Origin of the sequence: Massilia genomosp. 1 (assembly GCF_011682185.1) — a bacterium.
GTDB lineage: Bacteria > Pseudomonadota > Gammaproteobacteria > Burkholderiales > Burkholderiaceae_D > Telluria_A > Telluria_A rubra.
On the sequence record NZ_WHJF01000021.1, the window covers coordinates 63,585 to 79,032 of the forward strand.

Sequence of the window (15,448 nt, forward strand, 5' to 3'; positions counted from 1 at the left end):
CGGCCGCCTTGACTGTGAGACCAGTATGAAAATCGAAAATCCAAACCCCATCGAGTGGCGTTTTTCCGAGCGCGCCAGCCAGCTTCAGAGTTCGTTCATCCGCGAAATCCTGAAGATTACCCAGCGTCCGGAGATCATCTCCTTCGCCGGCGGCCTGCCCTCGCCCGCCACCTTCCCGGTCGAGCACATGAAGGCGGCCTTCGACAAGGTCTTGTCCGAAAACGGTAAAGTCGCGTTGCAATACGGTCCGACCGATGGCTACCCGCTGCTGCGCGAGTGGATCGCCAATTCGCTGTCCACCGCCACTTGCAAGATCCTGCCGGAACAGGTCCTGATGACCTCCGGCTCGCAGCAGGCGCTCGACCTGCTGGGCAAGGTGCTGATCGACGAAGGCAGCCGCGTGCTGGTCGAAACGCCGAGCTACCTGGGCGCGCTGCAGGCGTTCTCGGTGTATCGCCCCGAATTCAAGTCGGTCGCAACCGACGAGCATGGCCTGGTGCCGTCCTCGATCGCCGCCGTGGCCGAGGGCGCGCGCCTGCTGTACGCGCTGCCGAACTTCCAGAATCCGACCGGCCGCAGCCTGTCCATCGAGCGCCGCCAGGAACTGGTCGAGACCTGCGCCCGCCTCGGCCTGCCGCTGATCGAAGATGATCCGTACGGCGCGCTGAGCTACAAGGGCGAGCCGTTCCCGAAAATGCTGAACATGAACCCGGACGGCGTCATCTACATGGGCTCGTTCTCGAAAGTGCTCACGCCGGGCATCCGCCTCGGCTACGTGGTGGCGCCGCTGCCGCTGGTGCGCCGCCTGGAACTGGCCAAGCAGGCCGCCGACCTGCACACCGCGCAGTTGACGCAGATGGTGGTCTACGAAGTGGTCAAGGATGGCTTCCTCGACCAGCACATCCCGACCATCCGCGCGCTGTACGCCAACCAGTGCCAGGCGATGCTCGACGCGGTCGCCGAGTTCTTCCCGGAAGGCGTCACCTGGACCAAGCCCGAAGGCGGCATGTTCATCTGGGTCACCCTGCCCAAGCATATCGACGCCATGAAGCTGCTCGACCAGGCCATCGCGGCCAAGGTGGCTTTTGTTCCGGGCGCGCCGTTCTACGCCAACGAGCCGGAAACGAACACCTTGCGCCTGTCCTTCGTGACGGTGCCGCCGGAGCGTATCCGTGAAGGCGTCGCCATTCTCGGCAAGCTGATCGCCGCCCAGATGTAAGCCCGGCCGCGGCAGCCCGGCGCCGTCCCCCAGGCAACTGGCGGACGGCGTTTTGCATTCGATGCGCCGGGTCGCCGATGCGCCGGCGTCAGGGCCGTTTTCTCAAGGTGGCCACATACTCGCCGCGCGAGGTTTCAATCACCGCGCTGTCGCCCTCCAGGTGTACGCCGTCCAGCGTGGCTTGCGGCCCCGGCGCGCAGATCGCCGGCGGGCAACTGCGCTGCCCGTCGAAGCGGGCCAGCGGCCGCAGGCTTTTCCGGTCGAGCACATGCACCACCGGGCGCAGGCGGGCGTCGCCGGGACGCGCCAGGTCGCCGGCCAGCACCACGTAGCTGGCGGAACAGAAGCCGGCCATGCCGCCCATCCTTCCCGCCGCGATCACTTCACGCCCGTCCAGCGAGCGCAGGCCGGCGATGCCGTCGATGTCGGCACTGCCGATCGGGCAGCGCTGGCGCGCCGTTTCGGCACGCGCCAGCGGCTTGTCGTGCGCGAACGGCAGACCCTGGCCCACGGCACGCAGCAGCGCCAACCCATACTCGGAATGCAGCCCGACATCGGGCGCGCGCGCCATGAGCGGGCAAAGACTGCGGGGGCGGCCGCGACCGCTGTCGACGCTGGCCACCCGCTGTTCGTACAGCAGCCGGCGCGGTTCGCCTTTGAGCAAACGCAGCACGGCGCCGTCGCCCAGCGCTTTTACCTCCAGCAGCAGCGCGCCGGGCCGCGCCGCCTGCCTGATCATCAGGCTGTCGTCGCGGTCGGAATACGCGATCCAGGCCGCCCCGCCGGCATGCGCCTTGGTGAACCCGCCGGGCAGTTCGAGCGCCGGCCCCGCGCCCGCCGGTTCCAGCACGCGCGTATCGATGTCGAGCACCAGCGGCTCGCCGCCGGGCGCGTCCGACGGCACGGGCCAGGTCAGCGGAACGGGGCATAACTGGCTGCTAGTGTAGATCATGCCGAGAGGGAGAAGCAACTGCCGGTCTTCATGGCCGGCGGCGCGCCACTGGCGCGCATGCAGCGCCAGCGCCGCGACGACACTGAGCACGATGAGGAGTCCCAGCACCAGCGCGCCGCGCACGCCAATGATCGTGCGCCTGGCCGCCGTGGCGGCGGTCAGCAGCACCAGCGACCACAGCCACATGAATGCGCCCCATCCCCAGCTGACCGCGTGCGCGCCGTGCCCGCCCTTCATGCCGGGCATGCCGTTCAACAGGGGCAAGGTGGCGGCGAACAGGAGCATGAGCATGAGCAGGATGGACTTGCGCGGTACCTTGCCCATGCACAAACGCCACGCCGCGAACAGGAAGAAGGGATTGGCATACACCGCCCAGCCGTTGGCGGCCCCGCCGAAAAACAGGCCGAGCAGCATGAGGCCACCGCCCGGCAGCGGGGGACTGTCAGCCCCGGTGGCAAACACCGGGCTCCCCATCGAAACCATCCATGCGAGCAGCGCCGCGCCCATCAGGACAACATCGACCGGCCGCAAGTGCGCGGGTGTACTTGGAGAAGTCATCGTCGCTTGTACCAGAAAATGCCCTTGGCAAGGTGTTGCTCACGGGCAGGCGCCATGATACGAAGCGCAGGCCGCGCCGCAATGGTCAGAATCGGTCGTTCATCGTGGCGGAATAGCTGCCCAGCGTGGTCTGTATCACGGCTTTTCTGCCATCGAGGCCGATTGCCTGGACAGTCACGGCAACTCCCGGCCCGCACATGGTATCCGGGCAACTGTCCCCGCGACTGAAAACGCCAAGGGGCTTGAGCGTCTTGCGGTCATACACGTACATCGACTGCCACAGCGCAGGTTCATACGGAGGCGCGCCGTGATACACCAGCACCATGTAGCTTGCGGAGCAAAAGCCGGATACCTTGTGGTGGCTCGCGCTCCAGATCATGACCTCGCGCCCATCCCAGTTGCGCAATCCTTTGATGCGGTCGATATCGGCCGTACCGAAGTCGCACGGTTCGCGCGCCTCCTCGGCACGCGGCAATGGCGTGCCCGCTTGAATGGGCGGATCGAGCGCCATGGCGCGCATCAACGCCTTGTCATAATCGTCCCGCTGCGAAAACCTGCTCCGGCCAAGCAGCGGGCAAAATCCGACGTCGCCTGTGGCCGACGCCACCTCGTGCAAACGCTGCTCGTACAGCACGCGCTGCGGCGCGCCTTTGAGCAAGCGCATGACGGTGTCCTTGCCCTCGGCTTTGAACTGCAGTACCAGCGATCCTGCCTGGGCCTTCTCCCTCAACATCACGGTGGAGGACGTTCCTTCCACGCGATGCACGCGCCAGGCCGAGCCATCGCCCTGTTCGTCGGTGAACTCGGCGGGAAGATCGAGCTTGACGCCGCTGCTGCTACGCAGCAGCGGATCGATATCGAGCACCACCGCTTCGCCCGTCGCCCCATCCAGCGGCGCCGGCCAGGCCAGTGCGAAGGGACATAATTCGCTGACGGTAAATATCATTCCGTTCGACAGCAGCGCCTGCCTGTCGGGCTCGTTCGCATACCACCACTGGTAGCCATGCAGCGCCAGCGCCGCCACGCAGGCGAGCACGATTGCGAGCCCGAACCGCACCGCCCCGCGCCTGTCCAGGCGCTCCTCCTTTGCCCGCGCCGCAGCGGCGAGCAGCACCAGCGACACCAGCCAGAGGAAGGCTCCCCAGCCCCAGCTGACCACCGGCCAGACCGTCCCCGATGAGAAATTGGCATACGAGCCCTTGAGGAAAGGCAACGTTGCCGCCAATAACAGCATGGCGCCGATGGCATGGCCGGCCGGTTTGCCGGAGCGCACACGCACGGCGCCGACTGCGAAGAACACGTTCGCATACACGGCCCATCCGTTCACCATCCAGCCAAGCACCAAACCGTCCAGCATGACGTCCAGGCCCCAATCGGGCCAGCGTTCGCTCTCGAGGGTAAACGCCGGCAAGAGAAGGGAAACGCCCCAGGCGATCAGCGCCGCGTGGAGCAGCATCTGGGCCAGCGGCCTCGGTGGCGGGGGGGAAAGCGGAACGTGCATCGTCGATGGATCCCTATGCGGATCAAAAGGTTTCCGATCACGGTACAGCCATTATAAGAGCGGCACGCCGGGTCCTCTACCCATCAGGCATAAAGCCACACAAGCGGCAGCAAAGACACAATTGTATTGATAACAGGAATAGAATAAGCTGACAACCGCGCGCTCTGATAGGCAAGGGAAGCAATGCTGTACTCACTCGTGGATGCGCCATGAATATTCAGCACCGCAACAACGTCCATTTTTACGGAACCGGTTCCTCCACCCTGGTATTCGGCCACGGCTTCGGCTGCGACCAGAGCATGTGGCGCAAGCTGCTGCCCGCCTTTTCCGGCCACTACAAGGTCGCCCTGTACGACCTGGTAGGCAGCGGCGGCTCCGACCTGTCGGCCTACAACGAATTCGACTACGCCACCCTGCACCGCCATGCCGAAGACCTGCTCGAGATCATCCACCAATTCGCCAACGAGCCGGTGGTTTTCATCGGCCATTCGGTCAGCGCCATGATCGGCATGCTGGCCGCGATCCGCGAGCCGGCCATGTTCGCCGGCCAGGTGATGGTCGGCCCGTCGCCCTGCTTCATCAACGATGGCGATTACATCGGCGGCTTTAACCGCGAGGATATCGACACCCTGCTGCGCCTCATGCACGACAATTACCTCAAATGGGCCGCCAACATGGCGCCGCTGATCATGGGCGCGCCCGGCCAGCCCGACCTGCAGCAGGAGCTGACCGCCAGCTTTTGCCGCAACGATCCCGAAATCGCCCGCCATTTCGCGCGCGTCACCTTCCTGTCGGACCACCGCGCCGACGTGCCGCGCTCGCACACGCCCACCTTGATTTTGCAAAGCACCGATGACATGATCGCCCCGCGTGAAGTGGGCGAGTACATGCGCCGCCACCTGCCGGTAAGCTGGCTGGCGTTTGTCGACAATATCGGGCATTGCCCGCACATGAGCGCGGCGAGCGAGAGCGCGGAGCTGATCCGCACCTTCATCTCGCGTTTGCTCAAGTAGCCGGGCTGCCCGATCATGGATAATGGCGGCACCGGCGGCGCACTCCGCGCTGCCCGCCACCTGCGAGGCCACCGTGACCGATCCATTCAGCCAGGGCGATATCGACGCCGTCTACCGCGCCATCGCCGCGCGCCGCGACGTGCGCCATTTTGTGCCGGGCGCCATCGACGAGGCGCTGTTCGCAAGGCTGGTCAACGCGGCGCACCTGGCCCCCAGCGTGGGGATGATGCAGCCGTGGCGCTTTATCCGCATCCGCAGCGACGCCGTGCGCGAGGCGATCGTGCAGCTGGTCGACGAGGAACGGCTGGCCACGGCCGCGGCGCTGGGCGAACGCGGTGCGGAATTCATGCGGCTCAAGGTCGAGGGAATTCGCGAATGCGGCGAGTTGCTGGTGGCGGCGCTGATGGACCGGCGCGAAGAGTACGTATTCGGACGGCGCACCTTGCCCGAAATGGACCTGGCGTCGGTGGCCTGCGCGCTGCAGAACATGTGGCTGGCCTCGCGCGCGGAAGGGGGCGGGATGGGCTGGGTGTCGCTGTTCGATCCCGACAAGCTGGCCGCGCTGCTGTCGATTCCGGCCGGCGGCAAGCCGGTGGCAGTGGTCTGCATCGGACACGTGGCGCAGTTTTATCCGATGCCGATGCTCGAAATGGAGGGGTGGGCGTCGCGCAGGAAGCTGGACGACATGGTGTGCGTCGACCGCTGGGATCGAAAAGCGAACGTTGAATAGCCACCGTCGTTCCCGCCTGCGCGGGAACGACGGTGGATCAAGGCTTCTTCGGATACCCCGTAATCTCCGCAATCTGCGCATACATCGGCTGCAAGCGTGCGTACATCTTGCGGTACACCTGCCGGTACAAACGGTCGTACATGACCCGGTTCGCCGCAATCGGTTCGAACACCCGCCCGATGCGCGTCATCGCCGCAATGGCCGCCGCAAAGTCAGGGTACAAACCGAGCCCCACCGCCGCCGCAATCGCCGCCCCCAGTCCCGACGTTTCATACACGTGCGGGCGTGCCGTCGGCAGCCCGAAAATATCGGCCGTCAGCTGCATCGCCGCGTCGCTCTGCGAGCCGCCGCCCGACACCCGCAACTCGGTGATCGGCACGCCGCTGCGCTTCTCGGTGCGCTCCTTCCCCTCGCGCAGCGCGTACGCCAGCCCTTCCAGGATGGCCCGGTACACATGCGCGCGCGTATGCACGTCGCCAAAGCCGATGATCGCGCCCTTCGCCTCCGGTCCCGGCACGCGGATGCCCGGGCTCCAGTAAGGCTGCAGCATCAGCCCCATTGCCCCCGCCGGCACCGCATTGACCAGTTCATCGAACAACTGCTCCGGCGCGACATCTTCTTCCAGCGCGCGCGCGCGCTCGTGGTGGCCGAACTGCTCCTTGAACCAGTTCACCATCCAGTAGCCGCGAAAAATCTGCACCTCGGTGCTGTAGGTATCGGGTATGGCCGCCGGGTACGGCGGAATGAAGGGCGTTACCTCCACATAGCGGCGGCTGGTGGTGTTGATGGTGGCCGTGGTGCCGTAACTGAGGCAGCCGATATGCGGCGCCTGGCAGCCCGCGCCGATCACTTCGCACGCCTTGTCGGCGGCCGCCGCCAGCAGCGGCGTGCCGGCCGGGATGCCGGTCATTGCGGCCACCGCATCGTCGATCTTGCCGATCAGCGTGCCAGGGGCCACCAGTTCGGGCAGCATGTGCGGCGTGATCGCGAGCGCCTGCCACTTCCAGTCGCGCGGCCCGGCCCAGCGCTGGCGCTTGTAGTCGAACGGCAGGTACGCCACCTGCGAGCCGGTCGAATCGACATAGCGCCCGCACAGGCGGTAGTTCAGGTAGCCCGACAACAGCAGCACCTTGTGCGTGCGCGCCCACACATCCGGCTGGTGCACCTTGATCCAGTTGATCTCGGCCTCGCCGCGAAAGTAATCGATCGTACCCTTGACCCGCGCCAGCCGGAACGCCAGGTTCCACCACATGCCGACCTGCGGCGCCGCGTCGGTGCGGCGCTGGTCCAGCCAGGTGATGGCCGGACGCAGCGGCACGCCGTCAATGCCGACGTTGATCACCGTGCCGCGCTGGGTGGTCACGGCCACGCCCGCTACCGCCGCCTTGTCGGCGCCCGGCTGCCGCCACAGCTGATTGCAGGCGCGGCACAGCGATTGCCAATAGTCTTCCGGGTCGTGCTCGGCCCAGCCGGGATGCGTTGAAAAGTAGCTCTCGAAATGCACCTGCGCCTTGGCCACGATATTGCCCTGCAGGTCGAACAGGATCGCGCGCACGCTCTGGGTGCCGTTGTCGATGGCGAGGATGGTTTTGTTGCTCATGGCAGCTTGCCCGGCAAGCCGTAGTGCGCCTGCCATAGTGCCAGATACGCCGCCTCGCTGGCACGCCAGCGCGCGTCGTCCCATTCCAGCTCGCGCTGGCAGATCGCGCGGATGCGCGCCAGGTGCCGCACTCCCCCGCCGCGCAGCTGCAAGCCGAGGCGGGTGCGGCGCAGCAGCAGGTCTTCCAGGTGCTGTACCGCTTCCGTGCGCGCCGCCCAACGCAGTTCGGCCCACAGCGATTCGGTGCCGGGAATGATGTCCAGCTCGCCGGGACGGGCCGCATCGATCAAGGCCTGCGCGTGCGCGCCGTAGCGCCCGCGCAAACGCCGCACCACCGCCGCCCGCAGCGGCGCGACCACCGATGGCGACGGCGCAAACACGGCGCACGGCGCCAGGTCGTCGCGCCAGCCGGGTAACAAAGGCATGGCGTGGCGCAGCGCGTCGAGCGCGATCACGCGGAAGGTGGTCAGCTTGCCGCCGGTGACGGTCAACAGGCCGTCTTCCAGCCACACGGCATGGTCGCGCGAGGCCTTGGACGGGTCGCCCGCGCCGCTGTCGATCACCGGGCGCACGCCGGCGTAGGTCGCAATCACATCCGCCTCGCTCAAGGCCAGTTGCGGGAACTGCGCATGCAGCGCCGCCATCAGGTAATCGAGTTCGGCCCGCGTGATGGCCGCTTCGCTCGCCAGGCCGGCGCCATGATCGACGTCGGTGGTGCCGACCAGGGTAACGCCTTCCCACGGAAAGGCGAACACCGGGCGGCCGTCCGCCGGATGCATCAGGCTGACGGCCTGTGCCAGCGGCAGGCGCCACGCCGGCAGCACCAGGTGGCTGCCGCGCAGCGGACGCAGTCGCGGCGCGCCACCCGCTTGCGCGCGCAGGCCGTCGGCCCAGGCGCCGGTGGCGTTGATGAGCACCCGCGCGCGCACTTCGTGGGTGGCGCCGTCGCGCCCGTCGAGCAGCACTGCGCCGTTGACAGTGGGGCCGCTGCGCAGCAGTTCGCGCGCGGCCATGTAGTTGATCGCCACGCCGCCGTGGGTCTGCGCTTCCTGCAGCACGCGCAGCACCAGGCGCGCGTCGTCGGTCTTGGCGTCGGTGTAGAGCATGCCGCCCTGCAGGCCGGCGCGCGCGGCGTTTGGGGTCATCATCGCAAATTGGCCATCGTCGACATAGTGGCGTTCGCGTTTACCGGCAAGAAAATCGTACATCGCCAGCCCGAGCAAAAATGTCTTGCGGCCCGGCTTGCGGCCCACGTAGTCGCCAAAGGCGAAGCTTTGCGGTTCGACCAGCCCCGCAGCCCCGGCCAGCAGCGCGTCGCGCTCATGCACCGATTCGCGGGTCAGGCCGATGCGGCCTTCTTTCAGGTAGCGCAGGCCGCCATGCACCAGTTTCGAGGAGCGGCTTGAGGTGCCCCAGGCGAAATCGCGTTGCTCGACCAGCAGTGCTTTCAGGCCGCGGCGCGAGGCCTCCAGCAGGATCCCGGCGCCGGTGATGCCGCCACCGATGATCAACAAGTCCCATTCGCGCGCCAGCAGCAGCGGCAGCGTGGTCTGCCAGCCGTTCTGCCAGTGGGCGCTCATGGCGACACCAGCTTGCCCGGGTTCATGCGGCCATCCGGATCGAAGTGGCGGAACAGGGTGCGCATGGCGCCCATGCCCAACAAGCCTTTTTCGGATGCGAGGTAAGGCGCGTGGTCGGCGCCGACGCCATGCTGGTGGCTGATGGTGCCGCCGTTGACGACGATCGCTTCCGACACGGCGCCCTTCAGGCGGCGCCAGCGCTGCAAGTCTTCTTCATAGCTGCCCGAGAGGCGGTACACGAAGGTGGTGTACACGCTGGCGCCCTGCGCATACAAATGCGACAGGTGGGTGTAGGCGTGTACGCGCTCCCCGCACGAGGCCATGGCCTGCGCGGCGGCGTCTTCCAGCGCGTGCATCATGGGCGTCACGCCCGGCCAGTCGACCGCCGTTTCCACCGTGTCGATGGCGTAGCCGTGCTGCCAGGCGGCATTGCGCAGGTAGACGTTGCGGAAGCGGTTCTGCTTCCATTTGTCGCCCATGGTGCGGCCCACATGCACGCCGCCGCCGGCGCGCGCGATTCTTAGTGCGGCGCGCAGCGCGTGCTTCGCGTTGGCTGCGCTGCCGCTGGCGCCGATCATCAGCATGCATTTGCCGTCGGCGCAGCCGCGCCAGCGCAGCCAGGTTTCCAGCGCGCCGATCAGGCGCTTGTGGCCGGCCAGGGTCAGCATGGTCAAGGTCTCCAGCGGATTCGACAGGCGCAGCATCGACAGCGGCAGCCGCGCCTGCGCCAGCTCGCGCGTGGCCGCCGCCGCCGCGTCCCAGCTTGGGAAGAACACGGCGTGAAAGGCTTCGTACTGCGGCAGGCGGCTGATGCGCACCGTGGCCTCGGTGAGGATGCCGAGCCGGCCCTCGGAGCCGAGCACCATCTCGCGCAGGTCGGTACCGGCGGCCGACGCCGGAAAGGTCGGCAAGTCAAACGTGCCGACCGGTGTTTCGACCCTGCCGCCGGCAAACAGTTGTTCGATGCGCCCGTAGCGCAGCGACTGCTGGCCGGACGAACGCGTCACGACCCAGCCGCCCAGGGTCGAGTATTCGAACGATTGCGGAAAATGGCCGAGCGTGTAGCCGAAGGCGCGCAGCTGCGCTTCCAGGTCCGGCCCCAGCACGCCGGCGCCGAAGGTGGCCAGTTGCGCGTCCTTGTCCAGGTCGATCATGGCGCGCATGCGGGTCAGGTTGATGGTCAGGACCGGTTTGGGCCCGGCGTCGACGCCGACATGGCCGGCCACGCTGGTGCCGCCGCCGTACGGAATGACGATGGCGCCGCACAGTGCCGCAAAATCGAGCAGCTCGCGCACTTCTTCGCCGCTTTCGGGATAGGCCACGCCGTCCGGGGCGGTGTCGATTTTGCCGTAGCGCAGGCGCAGCCAGTCGGGCAGGCTCTGGCCGAGCGCATTGGCCAGCCGCGCGGCGGCCGAGGTGTCGATCAGCGGATGCGGCGGCAGGCGGCTGGCGCCGATGCGCGCGCAGGCGTCCGCATGGCTGGTCTCGGCGCCGGCGGTCCCAGGCCCCAGGCGTTCGCCCAAAAATGCCAGCGCGTCGTCGTTCAACGCAAATTCAATGGCATCGTCGCCCCATCCGTTCCACCGTTTCATCGTTTTTTCCCGTTATACTTGTCTGTTCATCCACAGCCGCCAGCGTATGCGAAGGCGGGCTTCACGTATTGCGCTTTCATGACAACTGCCTTGTTCAAACATGCCAGCGATGCCACCCGTGCCGCGCGCTGACGCGCGCCGCGTCACCGGGTCCTATCTGCAGCCGCTGCTCGAAGCGGCGCAGGCGCGCGGCGTGACCCCAAGCGCCTTGGCCGACGCCGCCGGCCTGCCCGCAGCGACGCTCGAGCGCCTGCCCGATTCGCTCGGGGCGGCCGATTACGTGCGCCTGCTGGCCGCCGGCGCCGAGCTGGCCGACGACCCGCATTTCGGCCTGCACGTGGGGGAACGGGTCAGGCTCGGAACGTACAGCGTGTACGGTTTGATCTTGCTGTCGTGCCGCGATTTCGGCCAGGCCTTCCAGCAAACCTTGCGCTACGAGCAACTGGCGCACGACCTGGGACGCTCGGTGCTGCACCTGGACGGCGGGCAGGCGCAGTACGAATGGGTCAGCAACTACCCCGACGGCGGCCGCCACCTGGTCGAAAGCGTGTTTGCCGGCATCCGCACTTTTACCACCTGGCTGGCCGGGACCGCGCTGCCGGCGCCGCAACTGGGGTTTACGCACGCGCAGCAGGCCGACGGCGCCGAGTATGCGCGCATTTTCGGCGCGCTGCCGCGCTTCGGGGCGAGCGCCAACGCGGCCGGCTTCGACGCCCAACTGCTTGGCTGGCCCGTGCCGAATGCCGATGTGGGCCTGTACCCGGTGCTGCAGCGGCACGCCGAGCAGCTCCTGCGCGAGCGCGGCCGGGATGACGATGGGGTGGTGGCGCGGGTGCATGCGGCCATCATCGGCAACCTGGCGCACGACCGGGTGCGGCTGGCCACGATTGCGGAAGAGCTCAAGCTCTCGCCACGCACCCTGCAGCGCAAACTGAGCGAGGCCGGGGCCAGCTTCCAGCAGGTGCTCGACCAGGCGCGCTATGCCCTGGCCATGGATTACCTGCGCCAGGGCGGCCTGTCGCTGGTCGATATCGCGTTTTTGCTGGGCTATCAGGAGCAAAGCGCCTTCTCCCACGCCTTCAAGGAATGGTCCGGGGTAAATCCCGGAGCGTGGCGCGATAGCGGCCATTTGCGCCTATAATACGTCGCTGTTCCGATCTACGCTAACCCTGCGCTTCCTGCGCCAAAACCTGGCAACGCCGTGAATCCACACCTCGACAAACTGCACCCCTACCCTTTTGAAAAACTGCGCCAGTTGTTCGCGGGCGTGACCGCGAACCCGGACTACGCCGCCATCAGCCTCGGGATCGGCGAGCCGAAACACCCGACGCCGCCCTTCATCCAGAAGGCGCTGGCGCACGGCGTGGCGGGACTGGCCAATTACCCGACCACGGCCGGCAGCGACGCTTTGCGCGGCGCCATCGCCGGCTGGCTGGAACGGCGCTACGGCGTGCCGGCCTTAAATCCGGCCACCCAGGTGCTGCCGGTGAACGGCTCGCGCGAGGCGCTGTTCGGAATCGCCCACTGCGTCATCGATGCGTCGAAACCGGCGCCGCTGATCGTCTGCCCCAACCCCTTCTACCAGATCTACGAGGGCGCGGCCTACCTGGCCGGGGCCGAGCCGTATTTCGTGAACTCGGAACCGGGCCGCAATTTCGGCTGCGATTACGCCAGCGTGCCTGCCGCAATCTGGCCGCGCGTGCAGTTGCTGTACCTGTGCACCCCTGGCAACCCGACCGGCGCCACCCTGTCGCTGGCGGACTGGGAGCAGTTGTTCGCGCTGTCCGACCGCTACGGCTTCGTGATCGCCGCCGACGAATGCTATTCCGAGATTTACCACACCAGCGCGGCGCCCCTGGGCGCGCTGGAAGCGGCGCACCAGCTCGGGCGCAGCGGCGGCGAGACGCCGTACGCGAACCTGATCGTGTTTTCCAGCCTGTCCAAGCGCTCCAACGTGCCGGGCATGCGCTCGGGCTTCGTGGCCGGGGACCCCGCCGTGATCAAGAAATTCCTGTTGTACCGCACCTACTGCGGCGGCGCCATGTCGCCCCCGGTGCAGGCCGCGTCCATCGCCGCCTGGGGCGACGAAGCCCACGTCCAGGAAAACCGCGTCAAGTACCGCGAAAAATTCGCCCTGGTCACCCCGCTGCTCAGGGAAGTGATGGATGTGGAGCTGCCCGACGCCGGCTTTTACCTGTGGGCCGACGTGCGCCGCAGCGCTTTGTCCGACACCGAATTCGCGCGCCGTCTTTACGCGGAATATAATGTGACGGTCCTGCCGGGCAGCTATCTGGCGCGCGACGCGCACGGCATCAACCCGGGCAGCAAGCGCATCCGCATGGCCCTGGTCGCCGAAGTCGACGAAGGCGTCGAGGCAGCCCAGCGCATCGTCCAGTTTTGCAAGTCACTGACATTACCCTGAAATCCGCCACACCACTTACTGATAATACGATCATGACCCAACAACTCCAAAGCATCATCGACACCGCCTGGGAACAGCGCGCCGACATCAATCCATCGAACGGCACGGCCGAACTGCGCGAGGCAGTCGCCCACGTGATCGCTGGACTGGATGACGGCAGCATGCGCGTGGCGCAAAAAACCGGTGCCGACTGGGTCGTCAACCAGTGGATCAAGAAAGCGGTGCTGCTCTCCTTCCGTCTCGAGAACAACAGCGTCATGACCTCCGACGGCACCATGCAGTTCTACGACAAGGTACCGACCAAGTTCGCCAACTACACGGCCGACGATTTTGCGCGCGGCGGTTTTCGCGTGGTGCCGCCGGCCGTTGCGCGGCGCGGCAGCTTCATCGCCAAGAACGTGGTGCTGATGCCGTCCTACGTCAACATCGGCGCCTACGTCGATGAAGGCGCCATGATCGACACCTGGGCCACGGTCGGTTCGTGCGCGCAGATCGGCAAGAACGTACACCTGTCCGGCGGCGTTGGCATCGGCGGCGTGCTCGAACCGATGCAGGCCAATCCGACCATCATCGAAGACAACTGCTTCATCGGCGCCCGCTCCGAGATCGTCGAAGGCGTCATCGTCGAGGAAAACTCGGTCATTTCGATGGGCGTGTACATCGGCCAGTCGACCAAGATCTACGACCGCGCCACCGGCGAAGTGAGCTACGGCCGCGTGCCGGCCGGTTCGGTCGTCGTGTCGGGCAACCTGCCGTCGGCCGATGGCCTCTACAGCCTGTATTGCGCCGTCATCGTGAAACGTGTGGACGCCCAGACACGCTCGAAAACAGCGATCAACGAATTGCTTCGCGGTATCTGATACAGTAAAAGTCCAAACCAGGAGAAAAAAATGGCCATGGACCGCTTGTTCCATCTGATGAAAGAAAAAAACGCGTCGGACATGTTCTTCGCGGTCAATTCGCCCGTCCACATCAAAATCAACGGCAACCTGATTCCCATCAATCAGCAAAAGCTGGAGCCGGAAAACATTTCCGCCCTGCTCGCGGAAATCTGCACCCAGGAGCAGATGGACGAACTGGCGCGTGAAAACGAGCTGAACATGGGTATTTCGGTCGCCAACCTGGGGCGCTTTCGTCTGTCGGCGTTCCGCCAGCGCGGCTCGATTTCGGCCGTGTTCCGCTTCGTGCCGGCGATCATCCCGCCGCTGGCCGACCTCGGCCTGCCGCACGTGCTGGCCGACCTGATCATGGAAAAGCGCGGCTTGCTGCTGCTGGTCGGCGCGACCGGTTCGGGCAAGTCGACCACCATCGCCTCGATGCTCGATCACCGTAATGAATTGCGCGCCGGGCACATCTTGACCCTGGAAGACCCGATCGAATACCTGTTCAAGAACAAGAAATCGATCGTCAACCAGCGCGAGATCGGCAGCGATGCGAATAGTTTCTACATAGCACTGCGCAATTCGATGCGCCAGGCGCCCGATTGCATCCTGATCGGCGAGATTCGCGACAAGGAAACCATGGCGGCGGCCCTGGCGTACGCCCAGTCCGGTCACCTGGTGCTGGCGACCTTGCACGCGAACAACTCGTACAATGCGCTGAACCGTATCATCAGTTTTTATCCGATCGAGAACCGTCCTGCGCTGCTGCAGGATTTGTCGTCGGCGGTCAAGGCGATCGTGTCGCAGCGCCTGGTGCGCTCGGCGGCCGGCGGCACCCGCCAGGCGGCGGTGGAAATCATGGTCAACACGCGCTATATCGCCGACCTGATCGACAACGGCGAGATCGGCCAGATCAAGGAAGCGATGGAAAACAGCCTCTCGCCGGGTTCGCAGACTTTCGAGTCGGCCTTGTACGAGCTGGTCAAGAGCGGCCTGATCACCCAGGAAGAAGGGCTGGCCAATGCCGACTCAGCAACCAATCTGTTGTGGCTTCTTAACAACGGTCCGGACATACGCGCCGCGAGTGCGCCGGAGGCGGCGCCCAAGCCTGTCGTGGAATCGTCGTCGTTCACCGAGTTTACGCTCAATAGCTGATCCGGGCGGCGCTCGCCGCCCTCCTGCGCCGCCAGCGCAGGGTCTTCTCCCCCAGGGCGATTGCATGAAGGATCAGATTGGTAGGCCTAAGACCTTGGCAAGATAGTCGGCGCTCCAGGCTGCCTTCATGCGCTTGGTAGCGATCCCGAGCTTAGCCGTCTTCTCGTTCTTCAGCAGGTTTAGAGCTATTCGACGCAGAATGGCGAAATTCTGCGCCGCTTCACCAACGCGGATGCGGCAATCGT

General features: G+C 66.0%; 12 protein-coding genes and 1 pseudogene. 7 read left to right on the forward strand and 6 right to left on the reverse strand.

The window, feature by feature from the left end; all coding sequences use genetic code 11:
- The first annotated feature begins 25 nt into the window (after positions 1-25).
- The gene (locus tag F1735_RS10560; RefSeq protein ID WP_166886822.1) at positions 26-1,219 is read left to right on the forward strand and encodes an aminotransferase-like domain-containing protein; all 1,194 of its coding nucleotides are present in this window, start codon (positions 26-28) and stop codon (positions 1,217-1,219) included.
- A gap of 88 nt (positions 1,220-1,307) precedes the next feature.
- On the opposite strand, the gene F1735_RS10565 is transcribed toward F1735_RS10560, so the two are convergent.
- Entirely contained in the window at positions 1,308-2,729 is a 1,422-nt protein-coding gene (locus tag F1735_RS10565; protein WP_167236884.1) for a hypothetical protein, read from the reverse strand.
- An 85-nt stretch (positions 2,730-2,814) separates the two neighbouring features.
- Positions 2,815-4,185 carry a hypothetical protein gene (locus F1735_RS10570; protein ID WP_167236885.1) on the reverse strand — a complete coding sequence of 457 codons (1,371 nt, stop codon included), beginning with the start codon at positions 4,183-4,185 and terminating at the stop codon, positions 2,815-2,817.
- 254 nt (positions 4,186-4,439) lie between these two features.
- Here F1735_RS10570 and F1735_RS10575 point away from each other — a divergent pair, with 254 nt between their 5' ends.
- Both F1735_RS10575 and bluB read left to right on the forward strand, forming a co-directional pair.
- Positions 4,440-5,243: an alpha/beta fold hydrolase gene (locus F1735_RS10575; protein ID WP_167236886.1), complete on the forward strand. Its 804-nt coding sequence runs from the start codon at positions 4,440-4,442 to the stop codon at positions 5,241-5,243.
- Positions 5,244-5,316: 73 nt separating this feature from the next.
- The gene (gene bluB, locus F1735_RS10580; protein WP_373888497.1) at positions 5,317-5,973 is read left to right on the forward strand and encodes a 5,6-dimethylbenzimidazole synthase; all 657 of its coding nucleotides are present in this window, start codon (positions 5,317-5,319) and stop codon (positions 5,971-5,973) included.
- 37 nt (positions 5,974-6,010) lie between these two features.
- Here the strand turns inward: bluB and F1735_RS10585 are convergent, their stop codons facing one another.
- Genes F1735_RS10585 through F1735_RS10595 form a run of 3 tightly spaced genes read right to left on the reverse strand, consistent with a single transcriptional unit; the run spans position 6,011 to position 10,745 of the window.
- Positions 6,011-7,573: an FGGY-family carbohydrate kinase gene (locus F1735_RS10585; RefSeq protein ID WP_167236888.1), complete on the reverse strand. Its 1,563-nt coding sequence runs from the start codon at positions 7,571-7,573 to the stop codon at positions 6,011-6,013.
- Positions 7,570-9,153, reverse strand: coding sequence for a glycerol-3-phosphate dehydrogenase/oxidase (locus F1735_RS10590; RefSeq protein WP_167236889.1), 1,584 nt, complete (start codon positions 9,151-9,153; stop codon positions 7,570-7,572). The genes F1735_RS10585 and F1735_RS10590 overlap by 4 nt, the downstream gene beginning before the upstream one ends.
- A complete protein-coding gene (locus tag F1735_RS10595; RefSeq protein WP_167236890.1) occupies positions 9,150-10,745 on the reverse strand; it encodes an FAD-binding oxidoreductase in 1,596 nt (531 codons plus the stop codon). Before F1735_RS10595 ends, F1735_RS10590 begins: the two co-directional genes overlap by 4 nt.
- Positions 10,746-10,845: 100 nt before the next feature.
- Here F1735_RS10595 and F1735_RS10600 point away from each other — a divergent pair, with 100 nt between their 5' ends.
- From F1735_RS10600 to F1735_RS10615, 4 genes are read left to right on the forward strand one after another with little or no spacing between them, the layout of a single operon-like run.
- A complete protein-coding gene (locus F1735_RS10600; protein WP_167236891.1) occupies positions 10,846-11,886 on the forward strand; it encodes an AraC family transcriptional regulator in 1,041 nt (346 codons plus the stop codon).
- 60 nt (positions 11,887-11,946) lie between these two features.
- Complete coding sequence (gene dapC, locus F1735_RS10605) at positions 11,947-13,167, forward strand: succinyldiaminopimelate transaminase (protein WP_167236892.1); 1,221 nt, start codon at positions 11,947-11,949, stop codon at positions 13,165-13,167.
- A gap of 32 nt (positions 13,168-13,199) precedes the next feature.
- Positions 13,200-14,027, forward strand: coding sequence for a 2,3,4,5-tetrahydropyridine-2,6-dicarboxylate N-succinyltransferase (gene dapD / locus F1735_RS10610; RefSeq protein WP_167236893.1), 828 nt, complete (start codon positions 13,200-13,202; stop codon positions 14,025-14,027).
- A gap of 30 nt (positions 14,028-14,057) precedes the next feature.
- Positions 14,058-15,203 carry a PilT/PilU family type 4a pilus ATPase gene (locus tag F1735_RS10615; protein ID WP_167231528.1) on the forward strand — a complete coding sequence of 382 codons (1,146 nt, stop codon included), beginning with the start codon at positions 14,058-14,060 and terminating at the stop codon, positions 15,201-15,203.
- A 72-nt stretch (positions 15,204-15,275) separates the two neighbouring features.
- Here F1735_RS10615 and F1735_RS36435 read toward each other — a convergent pair.
- A pseudogene (locus tag F1735_RS36435) lies at positions 15,276-15,448 on the reverse strand (ISAs1 family transposase); the annotation flags it as partial.

Bases quoted from the DNA above. Each gene is read 5' to 3' on its own strand.
- F1735_RS10560 (WP_166886822.1), top strand. From the start codon at position 26: ATGAAAATCGAAAATCCAAACCCCATCGAGTGGCGTTTTTCCGAGCGC.
- F1735_RS10615 (WP_167231528.1), top strand. From the start codon at position 14,058: ATGGCCATGGACCGCTTGTTCCATCTGATGAAAGAAAAAAACGCGTCG.
- F1735_RS10595 (WP_167236890.1), bottom strand. From the start codon at position 10,745: ATGAAACGGTGGAACGGATGGGGCGACGATGCCATTGAATTTGCGTTG.
- F1735_RS10565 (WP_167236884.1), bottom strand. From the start codon at position 2,729: ATGACTTCTCCAAGTACACCCGCGCACTTGCGGCCGGTCGATGTTGTC.
- F1735_RS10590 (WP_167236889.1), bottom strand. From the start codon at position 9,153: ATGAGCGCCCACTGGCAGAACGGCTGGCAGACCACGCTGCCGCTGCTG.
- F1735_RS10585 (WP_167236888.1), bottom strand. From the start codon at position 7,573: ATGAGCAACAAAACCATCCTCGCCATCGACAACGGCACCCAGAGCGTG.
- F1735_RS10570 (WP_167236885.1), bottom strand. From the start codon at position 4,185: ATGCTGCTCCACGCGGCGCTGATCGCCTGGGGCGTTTCCCTTCTCTTG.
- F1735_RS10575 (WP_167236886.1), top strand. From the start codon at position 4,440: ATGAATATTCAGCACCGCAACAACGTCCATTTTTACGGAACCGGTTCC.
- dapD (WP_167236893.1), top strand. From the start codon at position 13,200: ATGACCCAACAACTCCAAAGCATCATCGACACCGCCTGGGAACAGCGC.
- F1735_RS10600 (WP_167236891.1), top strand. From the start codon at position 10,846: ATGCCAGCGATGCCACCCGTGCCGCGCGCTGACGCGCGCCGCGTCACC.